This is a genomic window from Halohasta litorea (genome assembly GCF_024494645.1).
In the GTDB taxonomy this organism is placed as follows: Archaea; Halobacteriota; Halobacteria; order Halobacteriales; family Haloferacaceae; genus Halohasta; species Halohasta litorea.
Genome location: NZ_JANHDJ010000012.1, coordinates 12,115 through 27,727 on the forward strand (window position 1 = coordinate 12,115; position 15,613 = coordinate 27,727).

The following is a 15,613-nucleotide window of genomic DNA, read 5'->3' on the forward strand; positions in this document are numbered from 1 at the left end:
TTGTCAGATTGTATGCTGATTGCTATAGTTCTGTTTACGGTTCAAATTTCGCTCCGTTTGATCAGGGCGTATAGAAACAGCCCCGCGAGGATCACGTTCATGTAGACGAGGAACGCGGAGACGAGTCTGGCAGCGGGGCCGATCGGCCCGATGTTGCCGTAGCCGATCGTGAGGAACGTGATATACGAGAAGTACAGATTCAATCCGAGCGTCTGCAGCCCATCGAACGTGGCAAGCTCGGCAACCGCGATCTGTCCGGCCCCGGTCTCGAAGGGCGAACCACCAACTGCAAACAGCAGGCCAGCGAACAGCGGAAACAAAATAAAAACAGTCGTGATCCGATAGAGCCGGAGCCCATAGCCACATGAGATCCCGAGAAACAAGTTTTCGATACCGCGGAGCGCGTTCTGCCCCCGTGTCAACAGTGCTTCACTCGAATCTGCGGCGATCTCGAAGAACTTTCGTCGGGCGTGTTGCTGGCGTTTGACGCGGAACTCGCCTGCAGCCTTCACGTTGCTCTGGGCCGATGCGCTGTTTTTCGCCTTTAGATACGTTTTTTCGATTACGTCGGGCGTCATCTCAACCTCGAAATCATACGGACACGTCCCGTCGTCGAACCCGTGGAGGTTCCAATCGTTGCGGTCCAGATAGTTGGTGTGTTCCGAGAAGGTGAATTCATCGAACGTCGTATCACAGAATCGAACGTAGTCGAGGAGTTCCCGCTCATCGGTCGGCTTCTCCGCGCTCAGTTCGACATCGCCGACCGTCGCCCGTGTCAGATCGAACCGAACCCAGCCGTCTTCGGGCTGGATAATACGCCCTTCGGCAATCGTCGCCTCGGTGAAATTGAGATAGGTGTCGTCGCCGAAGGAGACCGCTTTCAACCGAAGCGAGTCGGTGAACTCCGCGTCAGTAAAGTCCGCACTCTCTTTGAACGCGACCTCGCTAAAGTCCGCAGCGGTACAGACGACATCGCTGAAGTCGACAGCGCCGACAAACGTCGCATCCTGGAAGACGGCATCGTCTTCTAAATGGTTGGTTCCGCCGTTGAATGTCGCTCCACGGAAGGTAGTGGATCCACCGAAAACAGCGTTCGTGAATACGGAGTCACCGTCAAACAGTACTTCATCGAAATCGGCTACACCATGGAACTGGGCGTTTTCGAACGTCACATCGTCGGTAAACTCGCATCGCTCGAAGATTACATCACCAACAAATTCAGTTTTCGTGAAGTTCGAATACCCGAAGCGCCCCTTCTCGAAGGTCACTCTGTCGCCGAACTCCGCATTGGCGAACGACACATCGTCCTCAAGCAGTGCTGTGCCACCACGACACTCGACGCCACGGAAGCTCGCTCCCTCATCGAAGCGCGTGTCGTCGAACAGGACGTCCTCACCGAAGGTGACCTCGTCGAAGTCCGCAGCGGCGGTGAACTCGCTGCCAGTAAACACCACCGTGCCCGAGGCGTCGACCTTCTCGAAGGCGGCCTCGCCGTCGAACAGGACGTCTCTGAATTCGATGTATTCGAAGGTAGCATACAGAAACGAGACGTTGCGGTTGAATACTGCCCCCGAGAACGTCGTATTATCGCCCGTCTCGTTGGATCGACCGTAGAACTGCGTCCCCTCGAAACTCGCCTCGGCCTCGAATACTGCGTCAGTAAAACCCACATCGTTGGTGAACTCCACCTCATCGAAGAGTGCTTGCTGGGTGAAGATAGTCCCCGTGAACTCGGTATCGTCGCCTGTGACTGTCGCCTCAAAGCAGTCGACGGTATCGGTGAATCGGGTGCCCGTGCACAACACACCGTTTTCGAAATCACAGTTATCAGCCATGAATCCGCCGACCGTGCTATGGCGGAGATCGAGCTGTTCTTCGAATCGACCATGGAGGACGGATATCCCGCCGGGAATCGTCGTATGCCGCAGATCGACTGGATGTTGGTCGTCGCTTTCGACGTCGACGTAGTCGAGGTCCAGCTCTGGGAGGTGGGCTCCGATGAACGCCCGCGTCGCGTGGGTATCGTCTTCGTCTTTGAGTTTCCGAACGAGAGACGCGGTGAGATCGGCTGCCGAGATACCAGCGGCCGCACGCTCGTCGGGGGCCATGTGGAACGGGCAGTAGTCGCTCGATGCGTGTTGTTCGTGTGGACACGACCATCGGTTTTCGACCGATGTCGAGTCGTGTGCTGCGGGGTCAAACTCGTAGGTACAGGTCATAGGGATCTCGATACGGTAGTTGTTTTGACAGACGTGATGGTTCCGTAGTTATTTCAATTTCACATGAGGTTTTTTGTATTCTGGTTCTCTGTCGGCGGGAGCAGCTGGGAGTTCGGTGAACTCGTGTTCCGTATACAGCGCCAGCTCGTACTCCGGGTAGGTGTGGTAGGTCTCGTAGGTCCTGGCCGACCGGCAGTTGATCGTCGTATAGGCCGCCGGCTCGAATCGATAGGCGATATCGAACGGCTCTGGACCCGGAAACGCTGACAGCGGTTCACGCTTGATCGTCGTGGTCACCCCGACCGACCCGAACCGGTAGTGACCGGCGTGGATCGCCTCTTCATCACCGGGAGCGGCTGTCCCAGGTGGTCGACTCTCGTCGACCAGTGGTACTGTTTTCACTCGTCCCTGTCGAATCGGTTTACACGAAAACAGTTCGTGGAAACCGAGTTCCGGGGCCCCGATGTAGTGTGAGTCGCCGATCACGGCAAAGGTGAACTCGGTCTCAAAGAATCGCCGTTGTACCCGTCGTTTGATGTCATACTCCGCAAGCGGTGGCTGCTCGGCAGTGTACGCAAGGTAGAGACACTCGGGTGCTGTCATTGTTTTTCCGTTTTGACTCTGGTTTCGACGATCAGCTCGTAGTTCGGATCGAAGACGCTGTTCGGCTCGATACCGGCATACTGTGGAGTTTCGCTCCAGTCGACCGCACGGTACTTTTCGCTGTGATTACGAACGTAGTCGGTCCCATTCGGCGGAGTGATGGTCGACTGGGGTCCGTCAGGGGAGAACATGAAGAACCGTTCGCCGAGCTGGTCGGTGCCATCAGCGTCGGGATCGTTGTACGCGTAGTACGCCATGCGGTGGTCGAACCCGGCCTCACGGACAGTGTTCATGTAGGCTTTGTTGTGAGGGCCGTAGGTGTAGCCCGAATACCCCCACGTCACGACGACACCGTCGTCTGATAGCCGGTCGGCGAGCATGCTGTAGAACTCGACGGAATACAGATGGAGTAGGTCGTCGCTTTTCGCGCCGGGGAGATCCAGGAGGACGAGGTCGTACTCACGGTCAGTCCCCTGAAGATACGTATAGATGTCCTGCTGGTAGACCGTCAGGTGGTCGTACTCATAGGCATCGTTGTGGTACTGTTCGAGGAACTCACTGTGTTTGGTCCGTTCCATGAACTCCCCGTCGAGGTCGACCTGGTCGACGCTGACACCGTGATCCCGCAGGTAGTTCGCTGCGATCCAGTCGCCGCCACCGACCAACAGTACATCCGTCTCAGTCGAGTTCTCGTACATCGTCATCGGGACATCGACGAGCCCGTGGTGGTAGGAGTCAGCCCAACTATCACACAGTTGGATCGCCGAATCTAACCGCAGACAGGTGTCTGACTCGCCAGCGAACAGTTGGTTCTCCGACTCGCCGTCCCACGACCGTTCGTATCGAATTACTTGCTGGTTTCGGGTGGTATACTGATCGGTGATCGACGCCGACACGGTGTCCTGTGGGTGTTCGTCCTCGATCAGCGATTCCATGTAGTAGCCCGTCAGTTCGTCGTCGACCGCTTGGTGCTGGACACTGACGCCCGCATAGACGGCGGTAAGAAGCAAACACGCAACCAGCATCGCTCGATGTTCGCGGAAGTTGATCACGCGATCGCCGGTGCTAGTGATCCCCCAGCGGTCGCTGAACCGCGCCACAAACAGAATGGCTGCGAGACAGTTCAACAGCGCCAACACGAACACCGACGGAATCAGCCCGAGTCGCGGATAGAGAACGAACACGTAGACGAGTGCTCCGAAGAGCCCACCGAGGTAGTCCATCGCCAACACGGTCGAGTAGGTGTCGTACTCCGTGCTCTCCCGGTCGGTATGAAACACAACCGAAAGTAGCCGGTAGGAACCGTTCTCAACTACCCGCCCGAGTCGCTTCACCCAGCCGGGTGGCGACGTCGACCCCGCCTCCGTCTGGACCATCGACAGCAGCAGCGGCAGCTCGAACCCCGATAGCACACCGACGACAACGACCGGTAAGCGCGCTGCAATCTGTACCATCCCGTTCGGGAGGACCTGTGGGAGTGCGGCGGTGTTCAGCCAGAGAATGAACAGAAAGCCGACCGGAGCAACGAGTGCCAGATAGACCTCTGTCCGAAAGAAGTTCGAGTGCTGGGCGTCGTCGAAGTGGCGAACGAGAAACGAGCCGACACCAAGCGAGGAGAAAAACAGCCCGATGGTGAGCCCGTACTGCGTGACGGTCCCGCCGTACATGACCGTCAGTAGTTCCGAGTAAACGAGTTCGTAGGCGAAGCTACAGAGGGCGACGATACACGCGATCCCGTGTAACATCGCCTGCTTGGATACGACGGACGGAGTAGAGTCTGACATACTATGAGAGACTGACCGACCATCGATCGGCAACTACCGGATTCGAATCCGAGAGGCGTCTCACTCGTGGAGGCTCCTCAGATACGGGGTGAGACTTTCCATCGTTCGGTGATCTCCTTGCCGTCGACGGTTTGTTCGACACGGAGGTCGATACACTCCCAGCCGAGATCGGTCCCCTCGTCGGGGCCCTCGGCAACGACGATGTTGGCACCGACCCGATACCACCCTGGTTGCAGCTCCTGGACCGAGGTTTCGATTTCGGCGTCGGTCGGGGAGTCGTAGGTATCGTCCCAGTTTATTGGTCCGGGGCCGGGGTCCTGCTCCTCGAAGCGAGCGTTCGAACCGATGTATGCGACGCCGAGGGTGGCGATGTCGACCGGATACTGGGAGACTTCGTCGTCGTGATCGTCGTACCAGCCGTTCGTATACGAGCCGCCCCAGAACCACGCCCGGCCGTTTGCGGTCCGTGGGGCCGAACTGTAGCCGCCGCTTCCGCGGCCAGTTGCGCCACGTCCCTTTGCGGCCCGGGCGGTCCCGACCGGGGAGAGCTTGGAGAGCGCCGACAGGCTCGCTGTCGAGCCATTATCTCGCGTTTGATTTGTGGGTCCGGCTGACGCGTTGACTTCGAGATCCCGCCGAGACTGCACCCAGCGGTTGGATTCGGCGAACGGATCGATCCGAAGTGTTGTCCCGTCGGCTGAGAGTTCGATGTTGTCGATAACGTTCGATTTCCGTGGCGGGGGTTCGTTATTAGAACCAATACAGCCTGCAATGGCAGTAAGCCCGCCAGTAGCAACGATGCTACTGGTTCTGAGCATGGTACGCCGATCTATTGGTTGCTTAAATTTCATTTTTTAGCTTTTACTGCTAATTGGTTATCAGGTGACTTCTGCGCAATGATATTAAAACCTAATCAACTGTAACAGTCGCGTAGTCGACTATCGGTATCTCGTGATGTTTGTAAGAACGTATCTCGTCTTCTGTAAAAGTATATATCAGAACGGATCGAACTCTTAGCGGCCGATTTTACCGTCGATTCGCCGTACCATTGAGCAAGAGACACAGCATGAAGGGTTCCAACGATGGTCGAACTGAGGGCGACCCCCACGAACGGAAACTGAACGATCCGCCCCGATGCAAGACCGAGTATGACGATCAGCCCGAACAGTGAGGCCCATAAGATGTCGAGCGGTGCCAGCTCGTATTCAGGGGGTCACTATGCGGTGCTGTATCTCCTCCCTACTGTGCTTTTCGGTCGCTTCGCTCCCTTCGTTGCTCCTTGAGGAAAGGGACTTAGCACCTAATTTCAGTTAAATCCACAGCGGGATTGAGAACACTACACCGTTGAACAGCCCGTGAACGAAGGCTGGAGCAACGAGGGTGTCTGTTCGATGGTATACCCAACCGAATATTGCACCCATGAGCGTGTAATAAACCGACATATGAGTAATGACGGCGGGAGGTGGGGACAACAAAGCGACTGGGTAGACGTGGAAGAGCGCGAACACTGCTCCGGCGATGCTGATAGCAGCTATAGGGCCGAGCGCCTCTCGAAGTCGACCCTGGATCACCCCACGGAAGAAGAACTCCTCGACAGGGCCGATCACCGAGATCGACAGGACGGCCCCTACCACAAGCCCCGAGCCAGCTACCTCGCCGAGTCCGCTGTACTCCATATACCCAGGTGAGAATTCGAGTATAGGAACGATGCTGTCAGTGATAGCAAGCGAGAGAAACGCCGTGACGAAACTCCCGATCAGACCAACGAACAGGATCGGATAGACCTGCCGTATAGGCAGACCAACGGGGAGACGAAACGACGACCGAAAGTGGAGATAGATACTGCCGACCAGAAGAAAGGCAAGCTCCGATCCAACAGTTACTGCAGCAAAGGTGAGTGTATCACTCGTATCACTTCCAACCATGCTAACGACAGCCAGTGTCGCTGAGATGTGTGCGGCTACTGTGACTAAAATAACGCCGGTGAGGACGAGTGCTGTGCGGACGATACTGGTTCGATTAATATACTTCTCAGGGACGCCTTCTGTGAGTGTCGACGCTGCATCCGACATGGTGGAGAAGTGTATCGGACCGGAGGTAAGTGTTATCTGAATGACTATTAAGTTGGATTACTGACGTGTGAGACCGGAAGACGTACGAGATAGAAAGCTCAGTGGAAACCATGGCGAACTCGGGAGAGCCTTCCGATGGTACGTATTCAGTGTTAACCGACGAGACACGTCTTCGGATCCTCTTTGCGCTTGCCGAACAGTACAATGATGCGTGGTCATCGGGGTGCCCCTCGTTTTCGGAGTTGCGTGATCGAGTCGGCGTAGAGGACACGAGTCGGTTCAGTTATCATCTCGATGAGCTACAAGACGAGTTCGTTCACAAGGTCGACGGGCAGTACCGGCCCCAAGTAGCCGCTCTCGAGATCGTGGCGGCGATCCGAGCAGGGATGTACGACAAGGAGGTGATGGTCGATCAACAGCAGATCGACTACGACTGCCTACATTGTGAAGGGGCACTCGTCGCATGCTATCGGGATCACTATCTGTACGTTGGGTGCCCAGATCACGGCGCAGCAATCGCCTATCCGACCCCGCCTCGGGCAGTAGTGGATCGGTCTTTGGAGGAGGTTATCGATCTCTCACTTCGAAAACACGCCTGCGATTTACGACTGCTCCGTCAGGGAGTCTGTCCGCACTGTTGGGGCACCGCTGAGCTCTCGTTTCCACGGGACTCCGTGCCGGATTCATACCTCCTTGACAACGTTCCGTATGCAACGGCGATGTGTGATGTCTGTTGGCTGTCCTATCCGCTTCCGGTCGCGCATCTGGTTCTCGGACACTCCGCCGTCGACCAGTTGTACGCAGATCACGGACTTGGTCCGGCAGACACACAGCTCGGCCCCCATGATCTAGCACGAGTGAGTGCTGTCGACTACTATGAAAGCAAGCCACCAGCAGCCCGGCTTACCATCGGACTCAGTGATCAACCGCTTGTTTTCGAACTCGACGAAAACGTGCGTATTCACGATTACTGGCAGACATAATAGTCAATACCTGCTTACACATCGGTTTCGATCGGATTCTGGGTTTTTCCATAGTCAATATTGGCCCTCTGACTGGACAGTTATACTTCGAGAGACAGTCACTCAATGTTCAGGATTTAAGTGCTATAGCTGAAATTTTCCAGAGGATATGTTTGTTCAACTCGCAGGAGTTGGATTTGTGCTACTCGGAATTGTGTATCTAATCATCCCTAGAAAGATCTATCACTTTGCTCCTAAATTCTTACGTGATCCACAGTCTGAACCGTCTGAACCAGATGACTCGATGATTTGGATTTTTCGATTTATCGGGATTTGTCTCGTCATAATAGGCATCTCATATTCATAATGAATGCAAGGCGGAAACCCGCGTCTTCAGGCGCGGGAGGAAGCCGACAACACCTACACAAACCACTCAGTTGCAGGCTTACTCCCCCACGCCAACCCAAATTAATATAAATACAGGCTACTACATATGAAGTACAGATGGTGGAAGACTCAAGCACTCGAACCGTGCCCATCAAACTCGATGTGGACAAGGGTGCCGCTGACCTCCTCCACCAGACAATCAACCACTTCCGTGACGCCGCCAACTACGTCGTAGACGTAGCGTGGGAACCTGATTGGAAAATCACCAGCAAACAAGAACTCCACGACCTCACTTACTACGACGTTCGAGACGACTCCCCTCTCCCGGCAAACCTCGTGCAAGCCGCACGAAACCGAGCTGCAGAAGCGGTCGATGGTGTCGTCGTAAGATGGAAGCAAGGCAAGAAAGCCTCAAAACCCTCCTTCACGTCTCGGTTCGCCAGCTACGATGCTCGAACCGTCACCGTCAACGACGACCACGCCACACTCTCCACCATCGACGGACGAGTGACCGCAGAGTTCGTCCTTCCCGATGAACAGCGTGACACGCCACACTCGGCGTATTTGTTCAACGATGACTACGACGTGAAGGGAGCCACACTCCACTACGACAAGGTTGAGGACTGTTTCTACCTCCACGTTCGGACAAAGCCCGCCGTGGAGAACGATGAGGCCGAAAAAGGCGATACCAAGCACGTCTCCGTCCTTGGTGTTGACCTCGGCATCACAAACATCGCAACCACCTCAACCGGAAGATTCTGGAGCGGTGGCGAACTCAACCACTGGCACCGAGAATACGAAAAGCGTCGCGGTGACTTACAACAGACTGGGACTCGATGGGCACACAAGAACGTCCAGCGAGTCGGTCGCAAGCAAACCGGGCGTTTCGAGCAGATGCTTCACACCATCTCGAACGAAATCGTAGAGGAAGCCCTTGAGAATGACTGTACTCATATCGTGTTCGAGCAACTGAAAGGAAGCCGAGAACGCTTGCCGTACGCGAAAGCAGTTCACAAGTGGGCGTTCCACCGACTCTACGAGTACGTCACGTACAAAGCCGAGTCAGAAGGGCTTGTAGTGAAGCAGATTAATCCAGCGTACACGAGTCAGCGGTGCTCGAAGTGTGGATTCACCCACGAGGACAATCGCCCACACAACAACGGACAAGACGAGTTCGAGTGCCTGAAGTGCGGGTATGATGTTCACGCGGATTACAACGCGGCGAAGAATATCGGTCTGAAGTATCTCCGCGACCAGCAAAAGTCTGGGCGTGGAGGCGCACCCGTAGGCGTGCGCTTGAACAGCGGGATGTTGAACGTGAACGGCGAACATTCGCCTACCTCTTTGACGAGTTAGAACGGGAGTCCACGCTGAATGCCACGCCCTTCAGGGCGTGGTAGCTTACTCTAACACACTTTAATTACTACACCTACTATACAGAACTATTTCAACCGAGTATATCGGTCCGTCAGAGTAACCAACTGAGAGTGAGTTCCGCAAAAGGAATTACACTGGAAAATGAAAAAAGGAGTTGACTCTTCCGCGGGTTTATTGTGCAGGGTGAAAAGAAGCTAATATGTCCTACAACAAGGCGAAAGCCGCAGCCCCAATAGCGACCGGTATTCTCTTCGCCGGGACAGCTACACGAGAAGTCGCACAGCACGGACTCGAAATCTGGACGGTATTGGCGCTGGCTGGCGGCCTCTCCGCAGTCGCTGTCGGTCTCGGCGTTCTGACTGGCTTCGGGGGATTCGACTCCGACGGCCTTGACGGACACCGCGACCGGACGACAGTCGCACTTACCGGCCTCGCGCTGACGTGTATTTCCGTTGGTGCCGGGATCGCACTGGCGTAGACGACGCCCTACTGACCCGCATCCGCGCTACATCTGATAACCACTCGTCGTGTAGAATTATTCAAACACCACGTCAACAGGGGGGAAGCGATGTAGTAAGAGAGGACAACCACGCCAGCGGGGGAAACTGGCGTGGCAGTGGGGGCAAGGTAAATCAACGGTCGGGGATTTCGTTGATGTTCCCTATCCAAACAGAGGTGTTGGACTGGCAAGAATGATTAACCTAACAGCTTAGGGTCCCCCTGTCGACGCGGCATTCCAGAGGACATTTTCCGAGCCGGTGTAGTCAATCCAGTAACGTAGTATGTGACCGACACGGATGGCGTTGAACTCTTGCTCAAACCACTGGCCAAAGAGATCGATTTCGAGTCGGTCGACGGTGGGATCCTAACCGACAAACAGGAACAAACGCTCAGGACAGCCTTCAAGATGGCTACTTCAGCGTTCCACGGGAGGCTCATCTTAACGATGTCGCAGACCGACTAGGGATCTCACCATCGTCGACCAGTGCACTTCTGAGATGAGGGATGGATGAGTCGCTCTCGAGTGTTGCAAGGACCCGGAGTTCTGCCTCAGTGTACACAGTATTGCAATAGAACGAACTGAGATAAATAACTCCGTAGTTACGCAACGAAAGTACTACCGGGGTAGCTTACTCACCTGCCATCGCCTCTCCAATCCGGCGCTCGGTCGGTTCTGCGAGATAGGGTTCCGTAGCCGAGTAATCACTCCAGCCACCGATAGCCATCATAGTGCGGATGTCGACTTGGCGTTCGACGAGGTAGTAGGTAGCCCAGCTGCGGCGGAGATCATGCGAAGAGACAGACGTCCACCGGTTGTTACCCGTTTCGTCGGCAATTATCTGTGTTGCTTCCTTCACCCAGCGTCGGACTGATGGTGTAGATGCGTCGACCCACCGATCAGACTCAGAGAGACTACGTTCACGAGAATACTTGTGGATGTCGTCAGCTACGCTTTCGGGCATCCACGCATCCCGGGTCTTCTGACCACCACCTTTGGTATTCTTCCCCTGAACCTCGAAGAGCCAGATTTCGCCGTTTTTCGACCATCTGAGTTCCTCAGTGCTTGGATACGAGACTTCGCTCACACGGAGTCCGCACCGCCCCATGAGTTGCATAGCAATTTCTCGTTCCCATCCTTCGCTTCCAGCAGTCTCTTCAAGACGGTCTATCTCTTCAGGTGATAGCCAGCATTTGACGACCGTGTTTGAATCATCGATGCGAACCATGAGCGGATAGATTAGCGTATTCGATTATAAACCGATGTGTCGATCCGTGAGAGATAGCATACAGCAGCAGATATGGGTGAACTCCAATCGAGTTGAGACATAACTCTCCTACGTCTCAGAATAATGCGTCACAGCTACACGAGAGTCAATATTCAGTACCGGCGAAAGTACCACCCTTCCTAATCATAATGCTCCGAACTGCTAATCGGTCCGCTGAAATCGACCCACCAATACACTGAGTGTGAGTAGCGAGACGAGTCCCACAAGCAGTCCGAATCCGGGCGTGTCGTCGTTCGTCTCGATGGGTTCTGTCGAATCATCGGTTGGTTCGGTGTTCATCTCGTCTGCGCGTTCACCGACCGCGAACACCGAAAAACCGGGCGTGGTCGACTCGTAGGTGACCTCGCTGTCTCCCTCCGAGACGATTTCCGTGTCGAGTTCAGTCCACTCACCCGCATCCTCGTCGTAGCGGTTGAGTGCGATGTCATCAGCGCCGAGATCACGATCTGCCAGCGTCTCGGTGGCCACGTCGAATTCGATGGTTGCCGAACTCACGCGGTCGCTGGCGTCGACGCCCTCCGAGGAGACGGTGAACTCAACGTAGGAGATGGCGCTATCCGAGCCACTGTCGCCGTCGGCTGTCGGCTCGCCGTCGCCAGCCGCACCGCCGAGTTGAGGCGTTCCATCGGGCAGTTCGTCACGGCTCCTTGACCGAGCCTCGAAGGTCACCTCCGTGTCCGCGCCGAACGTGAGGTCGACGCGGTTGTAGTTCGTGTCACTTTCATCATCGCTGACAGAGTCACCGAGGTCGACTCGCGTCGGCTCGTTGGCCGTGACCGTCGTGGTTGCCGAGACACTGCCGTCCTCGTTGATTTCAACAGGAACCTCATCTTCGGTATCCCCATCGCGGTCATCGCCGCTACCGCTTGATGATCCACTACTTCCTGAACTGGAAGGTGGGTTCGAGACCGACACCGCTACCGTGTCGTTCGCATCTCGGTATGCGGATTTGAGGTCAGTGCTTCCCGTTCCGTTGGCCTGTACCGTTCCGTTGGCGTCGACGGTTGCGATAGCCGTATTGTTCGAGGTGAGGGTGGCCGCCTCGGTGACGGTGAGTGTGGTCTCATTGATATAGGTCGCTTCGGCGGTGAGCGTTGTCGACTCGCCAGTCGTGAGTGTCTCGTCGGCGAGTGAAACCGAAAGGGAGTCGACGGCTGCCCGCTCGATACTGACGTTCGCAGTGGTGTTGATCGCTGGATCAGCCTCGACTGCGATGTCGACGGTGTAGTTACCACTACTGTGTTCGGTGAACACGAAGCCAGCCTCGCCGGTTTCGTTTGTATGGTTCATTTTACCGGGGGCGAGTCCGCCGAGGCCGTCGGTGTCAGTAACGTTGAGTACCTCGTCTGTGATCGGATTGCCAAACGTATCAGAAACAGTCACATTTAGACGTTCTGTGATGCCTGCGGTCGCAGTCACGTTCGGTGCGGTGAACGTAGTTATCTGGGCTGGCTCAACAGCAAAGGATTCTGTCTCGATGGTGTCGCTGGTCTCGACAGTGGCATCAGTTTCGTTACTGTCGAATTGGAGCCGATAGTCGTCAGAGATCTGGGTTTCGAGAGCATCGAAGACTGCAATCCCTGTTGTATTCGTCTGTTTTGTGGTCTCCCCGGCCGTGACAGTGCCCGCTCCGTCGAGGACTGTAACATCGACATCAACCCCTTCCACGGGGTTGTCGAACTCATCGGTCGCGGAGACTGTTGGCGGCCCAGTGATCGGCTCACCAGCGGTCGAATTGTCGGGCTGAGTGACGAACGCCAGCGTGTTGCTGCCAGCTGGTTCGACCGAAAACGGTAAACTGGTCTCGTTGGCCACCCCCTCAGCGGAGGCATTCAGCATATAGTCATCAGCCGTTTCAATCGAGAGCCCGGCGAACACGGCGACCCCTGTATTCGCGTCAACTACTGTGTCGCCCGAGAGAGTACCGTCGCCAGTTTCGACAGCAAGTGTTACTTTGTCGCTGAAATCGTCGACCACATTACCGTATTTGTCCCGGATGTCGACACTGATCGGGTTGTCATTCTCGCCGGTGATCGACTCACCAGCTGTCGAATTGTCGGGCTGAGTGACGAACGTCAGTGTATTGCTTTCGGCTGGTTCGACCGCAATGTCGACGCTCTCACTACCGACGGAATCTGCGTCGGCTGTCAACGTGTGACTGTTATCTGCGGTCGTCACAGTATCTACGTCGACCACTACCACGTACTCACCCGTTTCGTTGAGCCTCACGGACGCAGAACTGTTGAGTATGCCCTCGAACTCCGAGCTGAGAGTGAACTGTTGGAGTTGTTGATCTGCGGCCGGGTTGTCGAACTCGTCAGTTGCATTGAATTTTAGTGAGACCGATTCACCTGCCGTAATCGTGTCGGGTACCTCAACTATCGAGAGACTGTTAGCAACAGCGGCAACAACGTCGAACTTGTTGGTCGACACGGTGGCGTCGGTAGCGACGTTGGCGTCAGCACTGTCGATTGTGAAATCCAAGCCATAGTCGCCAGCTGTCTCGATTTCGAGGTCGTCAAAGGAGACGATTCCCGACGAATCGGTCGACCGTGTCGTCGTGGCTGCATCGAATGTGAAACCGTTCGTCTCCGAGACTGAGACATCGACCCCGGCGACCGGGTTGCCGAACTCGTCAGTTACAGTAACTGCTGGCGGTCCAGTGATCGGTTTACCAGCAGTCTGGGAGGACGCTGGCTGCGTGTCGATGGTCACGGAGTCGGCGGCTGCGGCACGTACGCTGAACCCGTTGGTCGACACGGTAGCATCGGTGCTGACGTTGGGGTCTGTGCTATCTATCTCGAAATCGAGGTTGTAGTCGCCAGCGGTCTCGATTTCGAGGTCGTCGAAGGATGCGATACCCGATGAGTTGGTCGACACCGTCGTCGTTCCGTTATCGAACGCGTAGCCGTTCGCCTCCGAAACTGAGACGTCAACCCCGCGGACTGGGAGCCCGGACGCGGTGGTAACGATAGCCTGGGGTGGTCCCGAAACCGACTCTCCAGCCGTCGATTCGGTAGGCTGTGTCCCAACGTCGACGGAATTTGCGAGTTCGACCGTAATCGTCGAACTATCGCTGACTGCCCCGTTGCCTTCCAGCTCGAAGGCCAAAGTGTACTCACCGGCGGTCTCCTCAGTGAAACTGAACGTCGCGTTACCGTTTTCGTCGGTTCGTACCGAGTCACCAGTCACGATTCCGTTGATACCGCCGTCGTCGGTGACAGTCACGTTGACACCCTCGCCTGCGTCGTCGCCCGGAGCGACGAAGGCAGTGACATTGAGTTGTCCGTCGTTACCGACGGCCGTAGTGATGGTTTCGGCCGTAAGACTCTCAACGGTGGGTTGGTCGACGTTCTGCCAGGCGAGTGCCGGGTAGCCGTCGCTGATAGTCCATGTCTGGGGATTGTCGAACGAAAGAGCGTCCATGGTGACCGGCGGCCCAAAGCGCTGCATTTCCGAGGCTGGCTCGGTGTCGCTCACCTCGCCAAAGCCGACGACGCCACTTACTGTACCGCCATCATTTTGGACGGAAGCGGTCTGAGTTGTCGTTCCAACATCCCAGTACGAGTTTTCCACGGAACCGTCATTGTCACCTATAAGCCCACCAACATCGTCCGTTCCCCCGGAGACGTCGCCAGTCGCATAGGACCTGCGCACAATAGCGTTGCCCAAAGTGGGGCCAAAACTGGTACCAATAAGTCCACCTGCTGAACCAGAGCCATCTGTGTGCGTAACATCACCTAGTGCATACGAATCAACTACCAGACCGAAATTACTCGCAACTAACCCGCCAGTACCACGTCTGGACTCAACATCAACATCTGCATACGACTCTTTGATAGTGGCGCCCTCGCTGTTGGATCTGACTAATCCTCCAGCATCGCCACTATCACGACCAACAGCAGCTACCTCACCAGTCACGTATGATCGACGAATTGTGGTACCCTCGCCAGTTGCCATGACTAGTCCTCCGGCGCCAACGTCAGCAGTAACGTCGACATTCTCTAGACCAACATCCGTAATAAGCGAATTCTCCGTCTGCCCGACCAGTCCGGCGTAGGACTCGTCCTGTGGGTTGATGTACAGATCATGAATAACATACCCATCACCATCGAGGGTCCCGGTGAAATGGGGACCTCTTGCATCGTATTTAGCTATCGGAAGGAATCCTTTGGCACCACCCCCGTCGTCGTTCCAGTTCTCAGTTCCGGCGGCCTCGATATCTTGGGTTAGAACGTAGTTCTGGTCTAATCCTTGGTCCTCGATACACTGTAGTTGGCTGATGTTCGTGATTTCGTAATAGCCACTGGCGTTCGGCGTGTATCCGATATCGCTACAAACAGGTGCCGTAGTGGTCGCCGCAGCCGTCCCAATGAAGCCACTGCCGACAACCACGAGTAACGCAACAAGAACAGCCACACG

At 55.7% G+C, this 15,613-nt stretch carries 12 protein-coding genes and 1 pseudogene; 6 read left to right on the forward strand and 7 right to left on the reverse strand.

The genetic code is table 11. The features are described from left to right. Window positions 1-41: 41 nt before the first annotated feature. From NO877_RS18390 to NO877_RS18410, 5 genes are all read right to left on the reverse strand, one after another. Window positions 42-2,219 (reverse strand): potassium channel family protein, encoded by a 2,178-nt coding sequence (locus NO877_RS18390; RefSeq protein ID WP_256397761.1) that lies wholly within the window; start codon window positions 2,217-2,219, stop codon window positions 42-44. Between the two features lie 48 nt (window positions 2,220-2,267). After that, entirely contained in the window at window positions 2,268-2,822 is a 555-nt protein-coding gene (locus NO877_RS18395) for a hypothetical protein (protein WP_256397762.1), read from the reverse strand. Further along, window positions 2,819-4,606, reverse strand: a complete 1,788-nt coding sequence (locus tag NO877_RS18400) for a spermidine synthase (protein WP_256397763.1) — start codon at window positions 4,604-4,606, stop codon at window positions 2,819-2,821. Before NO877_RS18400 ends, NO877_RS18395 begins: the two co-directional genes overlap by 4 nt. Window positions 4,607-4,683: 77 nt before the next feature. Continuing rightward, window positions 4,684-5,424, reverse strand: coding sequence for a hypothetical protein (locus NO877_RS18405; protein WP_256397764.1), 741 nt, complete (start codon window positions 5,422-5,424; stop codon window positions 4,684-4,686). A 492-nt stretch (window positions 5,425-5,916) separates the two neighbouring features. After that, window positions 5,917-6,678, reverse strand: coding sequence for a CPBP family intramembrane glutamic endopeptidase (locus tag NO877_RS18410; protein ID WP_256397765.1), 762 nt, complete (start codon window positions 6,676-6,678; stop codon window positions 5,917-5,919). 110 nt (window positions 6,679-6,788) lie between these two features. On the opposite strand from NO877_RS18410, the gene NO877_RS18415 reads away from it, so the two are divergent. The 6 genes and pseudogenes from NO877_RS18415 to NO877_RS19985 form a co-directional block, all read left to right on the forward strand. Next, the gene (locus tag NO877_RS18415) at window positions 6,789-7,661 is read left to right on the forward strand and encodes a winged helix-turn-helix domain-containing protein (RefSeq protein ID WP_256397766.1); all 873 of its coding nucleotides are present in this window, start codon (window positions 6,789-6,791) and stop codon (window positions 7,659-7,661) included. A gap of 148 nt (window positions 7,662-7,809) precedes the next feature. Then, window positions 7,810-8,007 (forward strand): DUF6199 family natural product biosynthesis protein, encoded by a 198-nt coding sequence (locus NO877_RS20045; protein WP_465262063.1) that lies wholly within the window; start codon window positions 7,810-7,812, stop codon window positions 8,005-8,007. A gap of 137 nt (window positions 8,008-8,144) precedes the next feature. Then, window positions 8,145-9,383, forward strand: a complete 1,239-nt coding sequence (locus tag NO877_RS18420; protein ID WP_256397767.1) for an RNA-guided endonuclease InsQ/TnpB family protein — start codon at window positions 8,145-8,147, stop codon at window positions 9,381-9,383. Between the two features lie 220 nt (window positions 9,384-9,603). Then, the gene (locus NO877_RS18425; protein WP_256397768.1) at window positions 9,604-9,882 is read left to right on the forward strand and encodes a hypothetical protein; all 279 of its coding nucleotides are present in this window, start codon (window positions 9,604-9,606) and stop codon (window positions 9,880-9,882) included. 306 nt (window positions 9,883-10,188) lie between these two features. Beyond that, on the forward strand, window positions 10,189-10,368 hold the full coding sequence (locus tag NO877_RS18430) for a hypothetical protein (RefSeq protein ID WP_256397769.1): 180 nt from the start codon (window positions 10,189-10,191) through the stop codon (window positions 10,366-10,368). Further along, window positions 10,350-10,406 (forward strand): annotated as a pseudogene (locus NO877_RS19985) (hypothetical protein); the annotation flags it as partial. The gene NO877_RS18430 and the pseudogene NO877_RS19985, both read left to right, overlap by 19 nt. 128 nt (window positions 10,407-10,534) lie before the next feature. Here NO877_RS19985 and NO877_RS18435 read toward each other — a convergent pair. Both NO877_RS18435 and NO877_RS19855 read right to left on the reverse strand, forming a co-directional pair. Then, entirely contained in the window at window positions 10,535-11,131 is a 597-nt protein-coding gene (locus NO877_RS18435) for a tyrosine-type recombinase/integrase (protein ID WP_256397770.1), read from the reverse strand. A 201-nt stretch (window positions 11,132-11,332) separates the two neighbouring features. Further along, window positions 11,333-14,767, reverse strand: a complete 3,435-nt coding sequence (locus NO877_RS19855) for a PGF-pre-PGF domain-containing protein (RefSeq protein WP_256397771.1) — start codon at window positions 14,765-14,767, stop codon at window positions 11,333-11,335. Between the last annotated feature and the right edge of the window lie 846 nt (window positions 14,768-15,613).

Bases quoted from the DNA above. Each gene is read 5' to 3' on its own strand.
- NO877_RS18390 (WP_256397761.1), bottom strand. From the start codon at position 2,219: ATGACCTGTACCTACGAGTTTGACCCCGCAGCACACGACTCGACATCG.
- NO877_RS18395 (WP_256397762.1), bottom strand. From the start codon at position 2,822: ATGACAGCACCCGAGTGTCTCTACCTTGCGTACACTGCCGAGCAGCCA.
- NO877_RS18400 (WP_256397763.1), bottom strand. From the start codon at position 4,606: ATGTCAGACTCTACTCCGTCCGTCGTATCCAAGCAGGCGATGTTACAC.
- NO877_RS18405 (WP_256397764.1), bottom strand. From the start codon at position 5,424: ATGCTCAGAACCAGTAGCATCGTTGCTACTGGCGGGCTTACTGCCATT.
- NO877_RS18410 (WP_256397765.1), bottom strand. From the start codon at position 6,678: ATGTCGGATGCAGCGTCGACACTCACAGAAGGCGTCCCTGAGAAGTAT.
- NO877_RS18415 (WP_256397766.1), top strand. From the start codon at position 6,789: ATGGCGAACTCGGGAGAGCCTTCCGATGGTACGTATTCAGTGTTAACC.
- NO877_RS20045 (WP_465262063.1), top strand. From the start codon at position 7,810: ATGTTTGTTCAACTCGCAGGAGTTGGATTTGTGCTACTCGGAATTGTG.
- NO877_RS18420 (WP_256397767.1), top strand. From the start codon at position 8,145: ATGGTGGAAGACTCAAGCACTCGAACCGTGCCCATCAAACTCGATGTG.
- NO877_RS18425 (WP_256397768.1), top strand. From the start codon at position 9,604: ATGTCCTACAACAAGGCGAAAGCCGCAGCCCCAATAGCGACCGGTATT.
- NO877_RS18435 (WP_256397770.1), bottom strand. From the start codon at position 11,131: ATGGTTCGCATCGATGATTCAAACACGGTCGTCAAATGCTGGCTATCA.